Source organism: Chromohalobacter marismortui, from assembly GCF_004364315.1.
Taxonomy (GTDB): domain Bacteria; phylum Pseudomonadota; class Gammaproteobacteria; order Pseudomonadales; family Halomonadaceae; genus Chromohalobacter; species Chromohalobacter marismortui.
The window spans coordinates 184947-203089 of record NZ_SOBR01000002.1 but is presented as its reverse complement, the minus strand read 5'-3'; the positions used below and the strand labels follow the sequence as shown (position 1 = coordinate 203089).

Annotated in this window: 14 protein-coding genes; 11 read left to right on the top strand and 3 right to left on the bottom strand. The window is 59.9% G+C overall.

The genetic code is table 11. From position 1 onward, the window contains the following. Nucleotides 1-49 precede the first annotated feature (49 nt). Nucleotides 50-883, top strand: coding sequence for a fructosamine kinase family protein (locus C8E00_RS04125; protein WP_133694913.1), 834 nt, complete (start codon nt 50-52; stop codon nt 881-883). On the opposite strand, the gene C8E00_RS04120 is transcribed toward C8E00_RS04125, so the two are convergent. Continuing rightward, on the bottom strand, nt 880-1503 hold the full coding sequence (locus tag C8E00_RS04120; protein ID WP_133694910.1) for a TetR family transcriptional regulator: 624 nt from the start codon (nt 1501-1503) through the stop codon (nt 880-882). The two genes, C8E00_RS04125 and C8E00_RS04120, sit on opposite strands and share 4 nt — an antisense overlap. A gap of 159 nt (nt 1504-1662) precedes the next feature. On the opposite strand from C8E00_RS04120, the gene C8E00_RS04115 reads away from it, so the two are divergent. The 10 genes from C8E00_RS04115 to cyoE all read left to right on the top strand — a co-directional run bounded on the left by C8E00_RS04115 (nt 1663) and on the right by cyoE (nt 15356). Next, nucleotides 1663-2910: an efflux RND transporter periplasmic adaptor subunit gene (locus C8E00_RS04115; RefSeq protein WP_133694907.1), complete on the top strand. Its 1248-nt coding sequence runs from the start codon at nt 1663-1665 to the stop codon at nt 2908-2910. A 3-nt stretch (nt 2911-2913) separates the two neighbouring features. Further along, nucleotides 2914-6117 (top strand): efflux RND transporter permease subunit, encoded by a 3204-nt coding sequence (locus tag C8E00_RS04110; protein ID WP_133694905.1) that lies wholly within the window; start codon nt 2914-2916, stop codon nt 6115-6117. 138 nt (nt 6118-6255) lie between these two features. Next, nucleotides 6256-8511 carry a mechanosensitive ion channel family protein gene (locus tag C8E00_RS04105; protein WP_243833109.1) on the top strand — a complete coding sequence of 752 codons (2256 nt, stop codon included), beginning with the start codon at nt 6256-6258 and terminating at the stop codon, nt 8509-8511. Nucleotides 8512-8652: 141 nt separating this feature from the next. Continuing rightward, nucleotides 8653-9663, top strand: a complete 1011-nt coding sequence (locus C8E00_RS04100; protein ID WP_166638246.1) for a J domain-containing protein — start codon at nt 8653-8655, stop codon at nt 9661-9663. Next, nucleotides 9656-10078, top strand: coding sequence for a hypothetical protein (locus C8E00_RS04095; protein ID WP_133694899.1), 423 nt, complete (start codon nt 9656-9658; stop codon nt 10076-10078). The genes C8E00_RS04100 and C8E00_RS04095 overlap by 8 nt, the downstream gene beginning before the upstream one ends. Before the next feature lie 528 nt (nt 10079-10606). Continuing rightward, entirely contained in the window at nt 10607-11515 is a 909-nt protein-coding gene (cyoA, locus tag C8E00_RS04090) for a ubiquinol oxidase subunit II (protein WP_133694896.1), read from the top strand. Between the two features lie 4 nt (nt 11516-11519). After that, complete coding sequence (gene cyoB / locus C8E00_RS04085) at nt 11520-13499, top strand: cytochrome o ubiquinol oxidase subunit I (protein ID WP_133694893.1); 1980 nt, start codon at nt 11520-11522, stop codon at nt 13497-13499. A gap of 2 nt (nt 13500-13501) precedes the next feature. Beyond that, nucleotides 13502-14119: a cytochrome o ubiquinol oxidase subunit III gene (locus C8E00_RS04080; protein ID WP_133694891.1), complete on the top strand. Its 618-nt coding sequence runs from the start codon at nt 13502-13504 to the stop codon at nt 14117-14119. Beyond that, the gene (gene cyoD, locus C8E00_RS04075) at nt 14120-14455 is read left to right on the top strand and encodes a cytochrome o ubiquinol oxidase subunit IV (protein WP_133694888.1); all 336 of its coding nucleotides are present in this window, start codon (nt 14120-14122) and stop codon (nt 14453-14455) included. 13 nt (nt 14456-14468) lie between these two features. Continuing rightward, entirely contained in the window at nt 14469-15356 is an 888-nt protein-coding gene (gene cyoE / locus C8E00_RS04070; protein ID WP_133695917.1) for a heme o synthase, read from the top strand. A gap of 199 nt (nt 15357-15555) precedes the next feature. Here the strand turns inward: cyoE and C8E00_RS04065 are convergent, their stop codons facing one another. Both C8E00_RS04065 and thiC read right to left on the bottom strand, forming a co-directional pair. Further along, entirely contained in the window at nt 15556-16095 is a 540-nt protein-coding gene (locus C8E00_RS04065) for a DUF421 domain-containing protein (protein ID WP_166638244.1), read from the bottom strand. 125 nt (nt 16096-16220) lie between these two features. Continuing rightward, a complete protein-coding gene (gene thiC, locus C8E00_RS04060) occupies nt 16221-18122 on the bottom strand; it encodes a phosphomethylpyrimidine synthase ThiC (RefSeq protein ID WP_133694883.1) in 1902 nt (633 codons plus the stop codon). Between the last annotated feature and the right edge of the window lie 21 nt (nt 18123-18143).

Here is an 18143-nt window from a genome sequence, read left to right as displayed (position 1 = left end):
ACACGCCGCGGGGCATGCAAGGCAAGCAGCAATCGAGAGGGAGGCCAATATGCAGGAGTCGCTGCGTGCCGTGCTGGCATCGCAACACCTGGTCGCTCGAGGAGAGCCTCGAGCGCTTGCGGGAGGCGATATCGCCGATGTCGCCTGGCTGGAAACCGATCAGGGGGCGGTGGTGGTCAAGCGCGACGCTCCCGTGGCCCTGGCTGCCGAAGCCGAAGGCTTGCGTGCCTTGCACCGAGCGAACACAGCGTTGAAAGTGCCGGCGGTGATCGCCCAGGAGGGAGAGTGGTTGGTCATGGAGGCATTGACGCCGGGCGGCAAGCGCAATGCGGCGAAGCTGGGCGAAGGACTACGCGAGTTGCACGCGGTGCACGGCGAGCGTCACGGGTGGCCCCGCGATAATCGCTGCGGGCCAACGGCGCAGCGCAATACGCCCTGCGACGATGGTCGTGTGTTTCAACGCGAGCATCGGCTGATGCCGCTGGGCACGGCCTGTGTCGAACGGGGCTTGCTGCCTGCAGCGATGCTGGATGCGCTGGGAGATGTCGCCGATCAGCTCGAGACATGGTTGCCGCAGGTGTCGCCAAGCCTCGTGCATGGCGACCTATGGTCCGGCAATGTGCTCGCCACGCCCGAGGGGCCGGCCATCATCGATCCCGCCGTCTACTATCATTATCCAGAGGTCGATCTGGGGATGCTGACACTGTTTGGCTCACCGGGTGAGGCATTCTTCGAGGCTTACTGGGATGGCGACCGTCCCGACGATTGGGATCGTCGTGAAACATTGTTCCAGCTGTACCCATTGCTCAACCACCTGCTGCTGTTCGGTGGCGCTTACCGTGCGGGTGTCGAAAGGGCCATCGCACGCCTGCAAGCAGCCTAGACCTGAGCGTGACGCGTAATGAGATAGAACAAGTTGTCGATCGCTTCGCCGCCGTGTGCGCTGAGCGAATAGTTGTCGGGCGTCCGGAGCCAGTCGTGCACCAGACCGCCGATCATTGAATGCAGCATCAGTGTGGCGACATCGGGTGTGACCTCGTCGATCAGCAGACCTTCGTCATGCGCCTGCTGAAAACAGCGCCGCACGACTTCACGGCAATCCGATGCCAAACGGTTCTGGAGTTCCACGGGGTTGATGTCGCTGATGAATTCGCAGCGGTGAATCAAGATGGTATGCACACGGCATGAGCGTGGGCGCTCGAGCATTTCGAAGGCATGCAGCGTGGCAAGGCGCAGCGTGTTCAGTGGCCCTGACGCCTGACGCTCGGCGGTGATGTCGTCGATGATCTGCTGGAGCGGCATCTTGACCCGATCGAGCATGGCATGGAACAGGTCGGCCTTGTTCTTGAAGTGCCAATACACGGCGCCTCGCGTCATGCCGGCATGGCGAGCGATATGCTCGAGGGAAGTGCGTGAGACGCCCTTTTCGAGGAAAACGTCTTCGGCGGCATCGAGCAAGGCTTCTCGCGTGGCTTCGGCTTCGGCTTTGGTTCTGCGGGGCATGGCGTGATCTCGTTGATGAATCCGGCTAGACGATGGCGATGGACACCGAAAGGCAAGACTTTTCTGCCATCATACCCCAAGTGAATGGCATTTACATTCATGTATGTATGCGTGTAGTCTTAGCCATCATTGATCTCGATCAAACAAGGTAAAACACCGATGGTATCCACGACAGGGAATGAGCGCCGGGGCTTTTTGGCCGTGGCGTTGGCGGGTGCTCTGCTGATGGGGTGCAGCGGCGGCGATGACGCCGGCCAACAGCAGGCGCAGAGTGCTGCTCCCCCGCCCACGAAGGCTCAGGTCATGGAAATGGCCAAGCGCGATATCGAACTCGACAAGTCCTACCCCGCGATGCTGCGTAGCGATCACGATGTCACCGTCGCGGCACGCGTGAGCGGGATGCTGGAGGAACGCCACTTCGAGCCTGGGCAACGAGTGGAGAAGGGCCAGACGCTTTACACGATTGAGCCTGAAGTCTACGAGGCCATCGTGCGCCAGCGTGAGGCGGACCTGGCGAGCGCCAGGGCCAACGCCGAGTTGGCGCAAGCCAATGCGAACCGCTATCAACGCTTGCTGAAGCAGAACTCGGTCAGTGTCCAACAGCGTGATCAGGCACTCGCCGACCTGAAAGTCGCGCGCGCCAATGTCGCGCAAGCCCAGGCAGCCCTGGATAGCGCACGTATCGATCTCGATTACACGACTATTGAAGCGCCGACATCGGGCATGATCAGTCTTAGCGAGGTCAATCTCGGCAATCTCGTCAACGATGGCACCGAGCTGGCCACGATTACGCCGCTCGATCCTCTCGAGGTGCGTTTTCAGCTTCCTCAAGAGGAAGCCTTCCAGTTGCGTCGTCAACGGCAAGAAAATGATCAGCAAACGATTACCGCCAACCTGCAGATTCCCGGGTCACCGAAAGATAGCCTGACCGGACGCATCCAGTTTTTGGGCTCTCGCGTCGATGAGAACACCAGTACCGTCCAGGCCAATGCCTTTTTCGATAACCCCGATGGGTTCTACCTGCCCGGTCAGTTCGTGCGCGTCAAGCTGGAAGGGCTGAAGCGTTACGATGTGTACGCGGTGCCGGAAATTGCCGTGACGCAGGGATTGATGGGCCCGCAGGTCTATGTGCTGAGCAAGGAAAATAAGGTGCGCACGCGTACTGTCCAGTTGGGTGATACCGCCGGGGCGTGGATGATCGTCAAGTCCGGCCTCGACACCGGGGATCGTGTCGTGGTGAGTGATATTGGCAACCTTAGCCCGGGGGCGGTCGTCGAGCCTCAGCCTTTCGATGGCAAGGCGGAGGCGGTCCCCGGGGCGCGTGACGCGCCGCCGGCGGCTCAGCAAACGTCGAGTGCCGAACCATCGTCCTCGACGCGCCAAGCCAAGCAGGCGAGTGGAGCCTGACGGATGAATATTTCCAACTTCTTCATCAAGCGACCGATCTTCGCCACGGTCATCTCGATCGTCATCATCGTGATCGGGGCGATGGCGATGCGTGTCTTGCCCATCGAGCAATATCCTAGTGTGGTGCCGCCAACGGTATCGGTACAGGCGACCTATCCGGGGGCCGATGCCGAGACGGTGTCGAAGACCGTTGCCGCACCGCTCGCCGAGGCGATCAATGGCGTCGAGAACATGATCTACATGACCTCGACCAGCGCCGACAATGGCTCGATGCAGATGGACGTCTCGTTCCGGATCGGCACCGATGGCGATATCAACACCATCAATGTCAACAACCGCGTTCAGCAGGCATTGTCCCAGTTGCCCGAGTCGGTGCAGTCGCAAGGGGTCACGGTCGAGCTGAGTTCGAGCAGCATCCTGATGCTGGTGGCCCTGACCTCGCCGAGCGGCGAGTACGGCAGCATCTTCATGCAGAACTATGCCACGCTCAATATCCTCAACGAGTTGCGTCAGGTCCCGGGCGTGGGGTCGGCCGAGGTGCTGGGCGGCGGCGAATTCGCGATGCGTATCTGGCTGCAGCCGGGTAAGTTGGCGCAATACGACCTCACCACCGCCGAAGTTACCAGCGCCATTCGTGCACAGAATACCGCGACTCCGGCGGGCGCCTTGTCGCAGGCGCCCCAGGATGATCCGCGTGCCTATACCTATACAGTGACGGCGCCGGGTCGGCTCTCTTCTGCGGATGAATTCCGCAATATCATCCTGCGCACCAATCCCGATGGCTCGACGTTGCGCCTGAATGATGTGGCTCGTGTCGAACTGGGCGCATCGTCCTATGCGATCAATGCCAACATGAACGGCAACACCATGACGCCGATCATGATCAATCAGCAGCCGGGCGCCAATGCGCTGGAAACCGCCGAAGCCGTCAAGAACAAGATGGACGAGCTTGCCAAGCGTTTCCCGCCGGGGCTCAAGTATGAAGTCCCCTACGACACGACATTGTTCATCAGTGCGTCAGTGGATTCGGTATTCCATACGTTTCTCGAAGCCTTGTTGATCGTGGCGGTCATCGTGTTCATTTTCCTGCAGAACTGGCGCACCACGGTCATTGCCATGTCGGTGGTACCGGTCTCGGTGGTGGGGACCTTCGCCGGCCTCTATATGTTCGGCTTCTCGATCAACCTGCTGTCGCTGTTCGCCATGGTGTTGGCGATCGGTATCGTGGTCGATGATGCGATACTGGTAGTGGAAAACGTCGAGCGATTATTGGAGGAAGACCCCGATATCTCCATTCGCAAGGCGGCCATTACAGCCATGAAAGAAGTCAGTGGCCCGGTTATTGCGACCTCGTTCATCATGGCGGCGGTATTCATTCCCGTGGCGTTCCTGGGCGGCTTCACGGGGCAGATCTATCAGCAGTTCGCGTTGACGATCGCGATTTCCGTGGCCATTTCGGCCGTCGTGGCGTTGACCTTTACACCGGCGATGAGTGCGCTTTTCGTCAAGCACAAATCGGGGTTGGGCAGTTCCAAGGTAGCACGTGCCGCTGCGACGCCCTTTCGCTTGTTCGACCGCTTCTTCGAGTGGGTAACGCGAGGCTATATGGCCGTCGTGCGTTTGCTGGTGAAGGCCTGGGCGCTGACGCTGGTATTGACGGCACTCATTATCGGTGCGTCTTATTGGATGTATCAAAGCAACCCGTCGACACTGGTGCCCGAAACGGACCAGGGGATCGCCATTGCCAGTGTGAATCTGCCGGCAGGGGCCTCCTTGGCGCGAACGACGGCCTTCATGGAGAAACTGAGCGCTAAGATCGAGCAGGATCCGGCAGTGGCCTATTCCACCGCGGTCGCGGGCTATGATTTATTGACCAGTGCGGTCAATACGTCGAAAGGCGTGATGTTCATCACCATGAAGCCCTGGGGCGAGCGTCAGGAAACCGTCACGGAAATGATCGCCAAGATCAATCGGATCGCTGCCGGTCTGGAAGGCGGTACCGCCAGGGCCTTCAACATGCCGCCGATCATCGGGCTCTCGACGACCGGTGGTTTCACGGCCTATCTGCAGTCCTACGGTGGCGCCGATTCCAAGCAGCTGATGCAGGCGGCGGGCAAGATCATGCAAGCCGCCAATCAGCGGCCGGAGCTGGCCCGTGTGTTTACCACATTCAGCGCCTCTACACCGGTGTATCGCGCTAAAGTGAACAGAGAGAAGGTGCTTAGTTACGGCGTGTCCCTCAGCGATCTCAATACGACGTTGTCGAATACGCTGGGCAGTGGTTTCGTGAACTATTTCACGTATCAGAACCGTAATTTCCAGGTTTACATGCAAAACGAGGACGAATATCGCCAGACACCCGATGATCTCGATCAAATCTTCGTGCGCGGTGGCGATGGGCAACGTATTCCAATCTCCGAGTTCGTGACCCTGGAACGGCAATCGGCGGCATCGGTGGTAACGCGTTACGGTGTGTATCCGTCGGCACAATTCCAGGGCCAACCCGCGCCGGGGTATAGCTCGGGCCAAGCGATAGCCGCGATGCAGGAAGTGGTGCAGCAACAGCTTGGCAACGAATGGGGGATGGGCTGGACAGGCACCTCCTTCCAGGAAGTCAATGCCGGCAATGCCGCCTTGATTGCCATTACCTTCGGCATTCTGATGGTCTTTTTGATCCTGGCGGCGCAGTACGAAAGCTGGGCGCTGCCGCTGGCGGTCATCACTGCCGTGCCATTCGCCTTCATCGGGGCCATTGGTGGGATCGTGCTGCGTGGGCTGGATACCAGTGTCTATGTCCAGGTGGGCATGCTGGTCGTGGTCGGGTTGGCGGCCAAGAACGCTATCCTGATCGTCGAGTTCGCCGAGCTGCAGCGCCGCGAATACGCCAAGTCGATCCGCGACGCGGCGATTACCGCCTCCGAGCTACGCTTCCGGCCGATCGTGATGACCTCGCTGGCCTTCATCTTCGGTACGCTGCCGTTGGCCATCGCGAGTGGCGCCAACGATACCAACAGCCATCACATCGGTACCACGGTGGCAATGGGGATGGTGTCGGTGGCCGTGTTGGCAAGCTTCTTCGTGCCGGCGTTCTACGCCATGATCGCCCATGTGCAGGCATGGCTGCAGCGCAAGCGGGGTGTATCCTCCCATCACGAGGATGACGACGAGGCAGCGGCGGTATCCGAGCCTCCGACCAGCCGTCACTGACCCTCGAGTGGATCGGATTATGGCCAGGGCCTCGTGCCCTGGCTTTTTATTTGGAAGCGCTCCTGCGTGCGTCTACCGGTTGGTTGCAGCGCGCGGCTAGGGCACGCTGTGTCGATGAGACGTCGAGATGAGGTGAGCATGGACAAGAGAGCGGCGCATTGGGGCCGATGGCTCGTTTTGTTGTGTGCGCTACTGGTGTTTTCCAGTGCTGCGTGGGGGCAGATTGCATCGCCGATGGCGGCATTGTCCGGCGCAGGTGGTAGCCAAGGCGCGCAGGCACCATCGAATGAGCAGGCACGTGAATCATTGGATAGTGTCATCGCCATGCTTGAAGACCAGCAGCGCCGAGACGCCTTGCTCACCCAGCTACGCGCCTTGCGAGCCTCGCTGGAAGGCGCCGATGCTAAGGCCGAATCGCCGAGTGGGTTGCTGGGAGCCATTGCGGAGTCGCTGACCTCGCTGAGCGATGCCGGGGACGTCGTGACGCCTCTCGAGTATTGGCGGCGCCTGAGCGCGCGAGCAGGCGATACCCTGATGCAACGATTCACATCGCTGGAGTCGCTTGTGCATCTCGTCGGCGATTTTGCCTGGGTGCTGGGATTGTGGGGGGGCAGCGCGGCGTTGATGGTGTTCGGCGGGCGCAGTTTGGCCAAACGCTTGAATATGCAGCTCACGCTCAGCGCTGAGCCGAGCACTTGGATGCTGATACGTCACATGCTGCGTCGCTTGCTCCCCTGGGGGCTCGCGTTCGGGATGACGCTGGGCGTGGTGCATGGCATGACGTCCACGCTGGGGAAGACATTGGCGATGGTGATCGCTTACATCACCCTGTGCGGTATTTTGTTCACCGCCGTTTGCGAGGTCGTTTTTTCGCTTTTCGCCAATGGTCATCGACGGGTTGCCTTGCGCATTCTGCATCGTCGCGCCGCGCGTTGGCTATTCGTCATCGGTGCGCTAGTCGCGTTGGGCGACGCCGCGAATGCCTCGGAACTGCGCTCGACCCTGGGGGCCTCACTGGCGGAGGTGGTCTCCATGCTGGCCAACGTCACGGCGGCCTTGTTGACGGGGGCGTTCGCCCTCCGGTTCAAGCGTCCCATCAAGCACCTGATCCGCAATCGTCCCTATCGTTACCGGCGCGATAAGCGTGCCAGCAGTGAGTTGATTCAAGTGGTGGGAACGGTATGGCATATGCCGGTTCTGCTCATGGTCGTGGTCTCGCTGATCGCCATCCTGACCTCCGAAGGTGACTCGCGCAGTGCGTTCGCCAAGGCCATCGTCACCGCCGGGTTGTTGGTGGTGACCTTGATCGTCAATGGTTTGATTCACCGCCATGCCGAGCAGCCTTCCAAGGTGCGTCGCCAATCACAGTATCGACGGCGCCTGGTACGCTTCGGCTACACCCTGGCGCACTTGATGAGTTGGGTGGTCTTCGCCGAGTTGGCGATGCGTGTCTGGGGCTTGTCGCTGTTGGTTTTTGGTAGCGACGAAGGCATCAGCCAGCGCATCGGCCAGTCGTTGATCAGTATCGGCATGACGCTGCTGCTGGCGTGGCTGGTCTGGATTCTCGCCGATACCGCGATCGAGCGGGCGTTGTTATCTTCCAAGCGGGGACGTAGCGGGCGCGCGCAGAGCACGCGGGCACAGACCATTACACCGCTGATTCGCAATGTGGTCTTCGCGACCATCGTGATCATTGCCTTCATCGTGGCGTTGGCCAACCTGGGGGTCAACGTGACGCCGCTGCTGGCCGGGGCCGGGGTGATCGGTCTGGCGGTGGGATTTGGTGCCCAGACGCTGGTCCAGGATTTGATCACGGGGCTTTTCATCCTCATCGAAGACTCGTTGGCCATCGACGACTTCGTTGACCTGAGCGGCCATATGGGGACGGTCGAGGGGTTGAGTCTACGCACCGTGCGCCTGCGTGACCTGGATGGCATCGTGCATACGATCCCTTTTAGCCAGATCAAGGGGATCCAGAATTTCTCACGTGAATTCGGGGTCGCGCTGCTGCGCATTCGCGTGGCGCACCATATGCAGATCGACGATGCGATTGCCATCGTGAGGGAGGTGGCCGAAGAGCTGCGTCGCGATCCGATGATGCGACACTATATTTGGTCGCCGTTGGAGCTTCAGGGCGTGGAAAGTTTCGATGCCGGCGCGGCGATCCTGCGCGTGCGTATGCGCACGGCTCCGGTCATGCAGTGGGACGTGGCACGGGCTTTCAACTTGCGTCTCAAGCGGCGTTTCGATGAATTGGGCGTGGAACTCGCGATGCCACGCATGAGCGTGAGCCTCGAACAGGCATCGGATGCGTCGGGACGTTTGCCGGCCGCGGCCGAGCAGGCGCCATCGACCAGTGGCGTGGCGAGCGACGCGCCAGCGGATACGAGCTGATCGTCGCTGTGAAAGCGATGATCGGGTAAGGGCGAGTGACCCATGTCATGGTGTCACCGCTAAAGCTATGCAGACAGCGGCCGATTCATCATAGGATATGGCGATTACCCATAATAAATGACCCGAAAGCCAGGAGCTGGCATGGCATCATCGCGTTTTACGCCTTTCGAGCGCTTGTTGCTCAGCAGTCGTAACGAGGCCGATACGGCTGCGTTGTTGTTGCTGGCATGGTTGGCAATGAGCGACGGACAGGATGCCTTGAGCGACCGCAAGCGGGCCTTGCTCGACGACCTCACCGGGGATTTCCGCCACGACCATGGCCATCAGTTGATCGTTGATTTGGCGAGTACGCCGGATTTCGTGGCCTTGCAGCTCGCGGCGGAAGTGTTGCAGCGCTATTATCGTGGTCCGCGCCGGGAAACCTTTCTTCGCCAGGCGATTCACGTGGCGACCCATGAAGGAGCCTTGGCGGCCGGTCAGCACCATGTATTGAGGTTTCTGGCCGATCTGCTGGGCGTGGCGCCGGAAAGGTTCGAGGTCTTGTTTCGGGATGTTGCCGGTTATCCGTTAGCGGCGCCTGAGGACCCTAGTGCCGTCGATCATTGGCAAGCACGCGAAGGAGCCGAGCCTGGGGGTGGGGCTCGAAAAAAACGTCGCGGCGCGGATGGCGAGCGTTTTCGAGCGCATGCCGATGATCAGGAAAGCAGCGATCAGGGGGCTCGAGCGGGACGTCGACAAGAACGCCAGCATCGCCGAAATGAGCATGCCAAGGAAGAACGTGAAGAAAACCGTCAGCGCCGTTGGCGCTGGCGGCGTGATGATACCGGGCATCATGAACGCTCTCGAGGGGGCCAGCGCTCTGGGGAGGGTAAACGTCACCATGAGGGGTTTTCTCATGAAGGTTTTTCCCATGAAAGTGGGCGTACCGGCGGGTATGCCAATGGCAATGAAAAAGCCCAACGGGCGCTGGCGGTGCTGGGATTGATGGAAAACGCCCAGAAGAGCGATATCAAGCGTGCCTATCGACGCTTGGCACAGAAATACCATCCCGATCGCTACCATGCGCAGAGCCAGGAGGCGATGGTCACGGCGTCGCTGCGTTTCCAGCGAATCAAGAATGCCTACGATTATTTGATGCGCCAGCATGCGTGATATTTATCGACGATTGGACATCCACGTGTCGGCGAGTGACGCGGATATTGCGCGAGCCATTGCGCGTTGCGAGAACCAGGCCGTCAAGTCGGCCGCCGAACACATCCTGTGTGTCGAATCGCGCAAGCGTGAATATGACCAGCTCTACGGCACCTTGACGGGCATCGGTCTGCTGCGTGCACGCATGGGGCTGAGTCATGCGCCTTATTGGCGCGGTAACGTGGCCAATGATTTCTCGATCAGTGCCGATGACGAGTATGCCCGTTATGCGGAACTCAAGGCTAAAGTAGCGCGTGCCGTACGCGTCCATGATACCTGGCAGCAAGTGCGTCGGGTCCTGCTCTGGGGCGCCGGACTCTCGCTGGCCACGAGCGTTGGCATGGCGCTGATGGTGTTCGCGCCCGAGCTTTTCTGATGCCTGGCGATGAGATCGTTGAGGCGCGCTGCGCTACCCCCTACAATCGTAGGCGCACCTGCCCGGACGAGAGGCGTGGGGTGTGACACGACTGCGGCAAATGGTCGCTTCTATTTCACCTGATTTTGCTTCAGAATGCCGCCCCGTCGGCCTTCCCTGCTTGCGATCTATCGGCTAATGGCGGTATTGCAGGCAGGTCAGGGACGCAAGGGCGTAAGCGATGCATGCGCACCGATGGCGAAGCCCCATGTCATCTCCTAGCATGCGCGGTATGCCCAACCTTTAGAGTGCATAATACTCGTGTTATTGGCAGCTGGGATTCGGCAGCATGCCGGGATGCAAATCATTGGGCGTGTCCAAGCGGTCAGGCCGTCATACATGACCGCTCGGACACACTGCAAGTCGCTCGTGTTCCGCCGGCGAATTTGCCATCCCTCCTGACTGTCGAGTTCAACGGGTCGCTAGCGGAGGAAAGCATTCAATGAGCAAGCGCTGCAACGTCTTCCCATGCTTGAGTGAGGCCATGCAATGAGAATGAAGAAGAACCTGGGATGGCTCGGTGTCCTACCTTTGATCGCAGTGTTGCTGAGTGGTTGTGACGCGGCGCTGGTGGACCCGAAAGGCCTGATCGGGGAACAGCTGAAGTCGCTGATCATCACGGCCTTCTGGTTGATGATGATCGTGGTGATCCCGGTCATCGTCATGACCGTGGTCTTTGCCTGGAAGTATCGGCATAGCAACCATGCCGCCAAATACCTGCCGGATTGGGCGCACTCCAACAAGATCGAAGTGGTGGTGTGGCTCGTGCCCTGCATCATCATCCTGTTTCTGGGGATCATTACCTGGAAGACTTCACACTCGTTGGATCCGCACAAGCCGCTCGCGCCAGCGAGCGAGACCATGGAGGTCCAGGTCGTCGCCCTGGACTGGAAATGGCTGTTCATCTATCCCAAGCAAGGGATTGCCACGGTCAACCAAGTCGCCATGCCCGTCGATGTGCCGGTGCACTTCCGTGTGACCTCGGCCTCGGTCATGAATTCTTTCTTCATTCCTACCCTGGGTAGCCAAATCTACGCCATGGCCGGCATGGACAACGACGTGTACCTGGTGGCGAACGAGACTGGCGTCTTCGCCGGCAAGTCGTCCAACTACAGTGGCAGAGGCTTCTCGGAGATGACGTTCGATGCGCTCGCCTTGTCCAAGGACGACTTCGAAGACTGGGTCGACAAGGTCGGCCAAGCACCCCAGACGCTTTCTTTCAAAGGGAGCTATCAGGAGTTGGCGGAACCCTCCACGGATCACCCGGTGGAATATTTCTCCGACGTAACGCCTAACCTTTACCGCAATATCATCCAGAGCTTCAAAGGTGGCAGCGGGCAAAGCGGGCACGGCGAAGGCCATGGCGAGAAGGCCATGAGCGCAGAGGCAGCGGAGTAACATTATGTTCGGAAAACTTGGACTTGACGATATTCCCTATCACGAGCCGATCATCGTCGTGACGGCTATCGTGATGGCCCTCGGTGGCTTGGCCATCGTCGGTTTGCTGACGTATTTCAAGAAGTGGAAATGGCTGTGGACGGAATGGCTCACATCCATTGACCATAAAAAACTGGGCATCATGTATTTCATCGTGGCCCTGGTCATGCTGCTGCGTGGCTTCGCCGACGCCATCATGATGCGTACCCAGCAGGCTCTGGCCGCCGGCGGAGCCGAGGGCTACCTTCCCCCCGAGCACTACGATCAGATCTTCACCGCCCACGGTGTGATCATGATCTTCTTCGTGGCCATGCCCATGGTCATCGGTCTGATGAACCTGGTCGTGCCGCTGCAGATCGGTGCGCGTGACGTGGCCTTCCCGTTCATGAACAACCTGAGTTTCTGGCTGTTCATGGCCGGTGTCATATTGACCATGGTGTCGCTGGTCATCGGTGAGTATGGCAAGACCGGTTGGCTGGCCTATGCACCATTATCGGGAATCAAGTACAGTCCCGGCGTGGGGGTCGATTACTGGATATGGGGACTGCAGATATCGGGGATCGGGACCACCCTGACCGGTATCAACTTCTTCGTCACCATCCTGAAGATGCGTACCAAGGGCATGACGCTGTTCCGTATGCCGATCTTCACCTGGACGTCGCTGTGCGCGAACATCCTCATCATTGCCTCTTTCCCGATTCTGACCGCGACCATCGCGCTGCTGACGCTCGATCGTTACCTGGGGATGCATTTCTTCACCAACGATATGGGCGGCAACATGATGATGTACGTCAACCTCATCTGGGCCTGGGGCCATCCTGAGGTGTACATTCTCATCCTGCCGGCGTTCGGGGTGTTCTCCGAGGTCATCGCGACCTTCGCCAAGAAGCGGTTGTTCGGCTACAACACCATGGTCTGGGCGACGGCGTGTATTACGGTCCTGTCGTTCGTCGTCTGGTTGCACCACTTCTTCACCATGGGGGCGGGCGCCAACGTCAACGCCTTCTTCGGGATCGCGACGATGATCATCGCCATTCCCACCGGCGTGAAGATCTTCAACTGGCTGTTCACCATGTACCGTGGGCGTCTGGAGTTCACGTCGCCGGTACTGTGGACGCTGGGCTTCATCATCACCTTTACCATCGGTGGCATGACCGGTGTGATGCTGGCGGTCCCCGGTGCAAACTTCGTGCTGCACAACAGCCTGTTCGTCATCGCCCACTTCCACAACGTCATCATCGGCGGCGTGGTGTTCGGCATGCTGGCGGGCCTGACCTACTGGTTCCCGAAAGCGTTTGGCTTCAAGCTCGATGAGAAGTGGGGCAAGCGCTCCTTCTGGTTCTGGATCGTCGGCTTTTACCTGGCCTTCATGCCGCTTTATATCCTGAGCTTCATGGGGGCGGTACGCCGTATGCAGTCGTATGCCAACCCTGAGTGGCAGCCGTTCATGATCGTGGCGTGGGTCGGTGCCGTGTGTATCCTGTGCGGTATCGCCAGCACCGTGATTCAGTTCATCGTCAGCATTCGCGATCGCGAGAAAAACGCCGACATCACGGGCGATCCATGGGACGCGCGTACCCTGGAGTGGTCCACGTCGTCGCCGGCGCCGTTCTACAACTTCGCGCATCTTCCTCATGTCGGCTCCGTGGATGCCTTCTGGGAAGCGAAGAAAGAGAAGGGCATGGCAGCGGACAAGCCGACGCAGTACGAAGATATTCATATGCCCAAGAACACCGTGGCGGGGCCAATCATCGGTCTGATCAGCATTGTGTTCGGGTTCGCATTGGTCTGGCACATCTGGTGGCTTGCCGGTGTTAGCGCGGTTGGCATGTTCGTGGCCTTCATGTTCCGGATCTTCAATGACGATATCGACTACTACGTCCCGGCGGCGGAAGTCGAACGTATTGAGCGCGAGCACCATAAACGGCTGGAGATGCAGGCGTAATCATGACGACGCAAACCTTGAATCAGCATGACGCTCATGCCCACGACGGGCATGAGCACCACGATGCCTCGGAAATGAAGTTGTTCGGTTTCTGGGTCTATCTGATGAGCGACCTGGTCATCTTCGGAAGCCTGTTCGCGACCTATGCCGTGCTCATGAATGGCACGGCGGGAGGCCCCACGGGAAAGGAGATCTTCGAACTTCCTTTCATCCTGGTCGAGACCTTCCTGCTGCTGTTCAGTAGTTTCACCTATGGCATGGCCGTGCTGGCCATGCACAAGGACAGCCTGTCACAGGTCCGGGCCTGGCTGATCGTCACCTTCATTCTGGGGGTGGGCTTCGTGAGCATGGAACTCTATGAGTTCCATCACCTGATCGTGGAAGGCTTCGGTCCGGATCGCAGTGCCTTCCTGTCGGCGTTCTTTACGCTGGTCGGGACCCATGGTCTGCACGTGACCTTCGGTTTGATCTGGATGCTGGTGATGATCGTGCAGCTGTCCACGAAGGGACTCAACGACATGACACGCCCGCGCATCATGTGCCTCAGCCTGTTCTGGCACTTCCTGGATATCGTGTGGATCTGTGTCTTTACCTTCGTCTATCTGATGGGAGTTCTGTAAATGAGCGATGCACATGCGTCCCACGATGGTGGCAATCACGGTAGCGTCAAGTCCTATGTGACTGGCTTGATCCTGTCCATCGTGCTGACGATCATCCCGTTCGGGATGGTCATGAGTGGCGGCTTCAGCACGATGACCGTTTTCGTGACGATTTCCATCATGGCCATCTTGCAAGTCCTGGTGCAGCTGGTGATGTTCATGCACCTGGACTTCAAGACCGAAGAAGGCTGGAATGTAGGGTCTTTCGCTTTTACGGCGTTGATTCTAGGGATCCTGGTGGGCGGCTCGATTTGGATCATGCAAAACCTGCATGCCAATATGATGCTCGGTGGGTGAGTCGCCTCGCGTGATGCTCAAACTCTTCGTGTCCATCACCAAGCCGGGGATCATCTTCGGCAACCTGATTTCCGTGGCCGGGGGCTTCTTCCTCGCTTCCCAAGGGAGCGTGGATGGCGGGCTCTTCCTGGCCACGGTCATCGGGATTGCGCTGGTGATCGCGTCCGGATGCGTATTCAATAATTACATCGATCGTGACATCGATCGGCTCATGGAGCGCACTCGGGAACGCGCCACGGTACAGGGCTTGATCCCGCCCGGGGTCACGCTGGCCTATGGCGGTGCGTTGGGGATCGCGGGCTTCTCTGTGCTGTGGTTCGGTACCAATGCGTTGGCGACGCTGTTTGCCTTGCTCGGTTTCGTCGTCTATGTCGGGCTTTATAGTCTGTATCTCAAACGACATTCCATCTATGGCACGTTGGTGGGCAGCTTGTCCGGCGCATCGCCTCCGGTGGTGGGTTATTGCGCCGTCAGTGGTCAGTTCGATCTTGGTGCGCTGACACTGCTGCTGATCTTCTGCCTGTGGCAAATGCCACATTCGTATGCCATCGCCATCTTTCGCTATCATGACTACCGCGCGGCATCGATTCCCGTGCTGCCGGTCGAGCGTGGTGTGCGGGCGGCGAAGCATCATATCTTTTGGTACATCCTGGCGTTTCTGGGGGCGACCCTGATGCTCACGCTGGGCGGCTACGCCGGATATGGCTACTTCGCGGTTGCGGCGGTCATGGGACTTTACTGGCTCGTCATGGCGCTGCGCGGTTACCGTGCCGGCGACGACCGTGTATGGGCCAAGAAGGTGTTCATCTTCTCGATCTTCACCATCACGGCACTGAGTATCATGATGTCGATCGACTTTCAGGTCACGGACAACGAAGTGCTGATGACCTCGCTACGCTGATCTTGCGCCCCTTGCCCGCCATGCCAAGCCACGCTAACGAAAGCGTGGCTTTTTTCGTCCCGGGCGCGTGTCAGACCGTGTGCTCATCCTGGCATGCCCATGCGGTGGCTGAGGCGAGCCCCAGGTTGAACTGGTCCCCGGAATATGGCGAGGCGTGACCGAAGCAGCAAGGCGCGATGTCGATAGGGCGGACCGAGACCTAGCGCGTGTAATCACGCACGCCACGCAGGATCCAGGGGTCATCGCCGAGGTCGTGATGCTCGCCGTAAAGTACGTTGATGTTGCCGGCGCCTTCCATGACCATCGCCTGCACTTGGCGGGGATCAGAGACATTGGCGCGGCGCATGTGGGCGCGTAGATCATCCTCGGTGACGCGCGCCACACGCAGATTGGCGTGCTTGATCTCGCCGCCCGGCCCCATGAGCAGAATGGGCCGATTGTCGGTCGCCTTCTCAAACACGGAAAAACGCGAACGTAGGCGCGACACGAAAAGCTGCAGCACGTACAGCGTCGCCACGGCCGCCACTCCCTGCAGCAGAGGCGGCTCCTTGGACACCACCACGCTGGCGATCATCGAGCCGAGTGCGATCGTGACCACGATATCGAACGTCGACAACTCGGCGAAGCTACGCACCCCCGACCACCGTGCCAGAGCCACCACGACCAGATACAGCACGGCCGTGCACAAGACCACCCAGATCAGATTGGATGGATGGGATACGAACCAGTCGTTGAGCATATCGACACTCCTGTCTGCCATGATCATCGATCGCCGACTGCGATCGAAGGATCATCCAGTTTAAGCGTCATCTGGGGGTCACGCATCCAGCCACGCCATGCAGCGTGGCTGTCCCGGGTGCATGGTCAGACCTCGCGATATAAGTGACCTCCCTGTGCGCGGAAACGTTCGGCCTGTTCTTCCATGCCTCGCTCGATCGTCTCTCTATCGCTTTCGAGGCCAGGGTTGTCGGCCTCGTCCTTGAAAACGGCGGCGCGCACTTCGTGGCTGATCTTCATCGAGCAGAACTTCGGCCCGCACATCGAGCAGAAGTGAGCCACCTTGGCCGAGTCCTTGGGCAGCGTCTCGTCGTGGTATTCACGCGCGGTATCGGGATCGAGGCCGAGATTGAACTGGTCTTCCCAGCGGAATTCGAAGCGCGCCTTGGACAGCGCATTGTCGCGGCGCTGGGCGGCCGGGTGGCCCTTGGCCAGGTCGGCGGCATGGGCGGCGATCTTGTAGGTGATGATGCCGGTCTTGACGTCGTCCTTGTTGGGCAGGCCCAGATGCTCCTTGGGCGTCACGTAGCAGAGCATGGCGCAGCCGTACCAGCCGATCATCGCTGCGCCTATCCCTGAGGTGATGTGGTCATAGCCGGGGGCGATGTCGGTGGTCAGCGGCCCCAGGGTGTAGAAGGGCGCCTCGTCGCACTCGGCGAGCTGCTTGTCCATGTTCTCCTTGATCAGGTGCATCGGCACGTGGCCGGGGCCCTCGATCATCGCCTGGACGTCGTGCTGCCAGGCGATGCGGGTCAGCTCGCCCAGGGTCTCGAGCTCGGCGAACTGGGCCTCGTCGTTGGCGTCGGCCACCGAGCCGGGGCGCAGGCCGTCGCCCAGCGAGAAGGCGACATCATACTGCTTGCAGATCTCGCAGATGTCCTCGAAGTGCTCGTAGAGGAAGCTCTCGCGGTGGTGGTAGAGGCACCACTTGGCCATGATCGAGCCGCCGCGGGAGACGATGCCGGTGACCCGTTTGGCGGTCAGCGGCACATAGCGCAGCAGCACGCCGGCGTGGATGGTGAAGTAGTCCACACCCTGTTCGGCCTGCTCGATCAGGGTGTCGCGGAAGATCTCCCAGGTCAGGTTCTCGGCGACGCCGCCCACCTTCTCCAACGCCTGATAGATCGGCACGGTACCGATCGGCACCGGGGCGTTGCGCACGATCCACTCGCGGGTTTCGTGGATGTTCTGCCCGGTGGAGAGATCCATGATGGTGTCCGCGCCCCAACGAATGCCCCAGGTCATCTTGTCGACTTCCTCCTCGATGGACGAGCTCACCGCCGAGTTGCCCAGGTTGCCGTTGATCTTCACCAGGAAGTTGCGGCCGATGATCATCGGCTCGGATTCGGGGTGATTGATGTTACAGGGAATGATCGCGCGGCCCTCGGCGACCTCGCGGCGCACGAACTCCGGGGTGATCTCATCAATCAGCCGCGTGCCGAACCCCTGGCCGGGGTGCTGGTGGCCGAGGATCCGCTCCACCTCTTCGGACCCGAGGGCTTGCCGACGTTGATTCTCGCGAATGGCGATGAATTCCATTTCGGGGGTGACGATGCCCTGGCGGGCGTAGTGCAGCTGCGTGACGTTCTTGCCTGTTTTCGCGCGTCTTGGGGTGCGGGCCAGGTCGAAGCGCAACGGGGCGAGCAGAGGGTCGTTGGCGCGGCGTCGGCCGTATTCCGATGACGGGCCGTCGAGGAAGTCGGTATCGCCGCGTCCCTCGATCCAGCCGCGACGCAGCTCGGGCAGGCCGCGGCGCAGGTCGATCTCGGCCTCGGGGTCGGTATAGGGACCGGAAGTATCGTAGACCAGCAGGGGTGGATTCTCTTCGGTGACGCCGGAGGTCGTGGTCGGCGACAGGACGATTTCACGGAAAGGGACGCGGATATCCGCGTGTGAGCCTTCCACATAGACCTTGCGCGAGCCGGGTAATGTCTGAAGGGCGGCCGCGTCGACGCGGGCGGTAGCGGACAGAAATGGCGCTGTTGTCATATGTGCTCCAGGTCATGACAC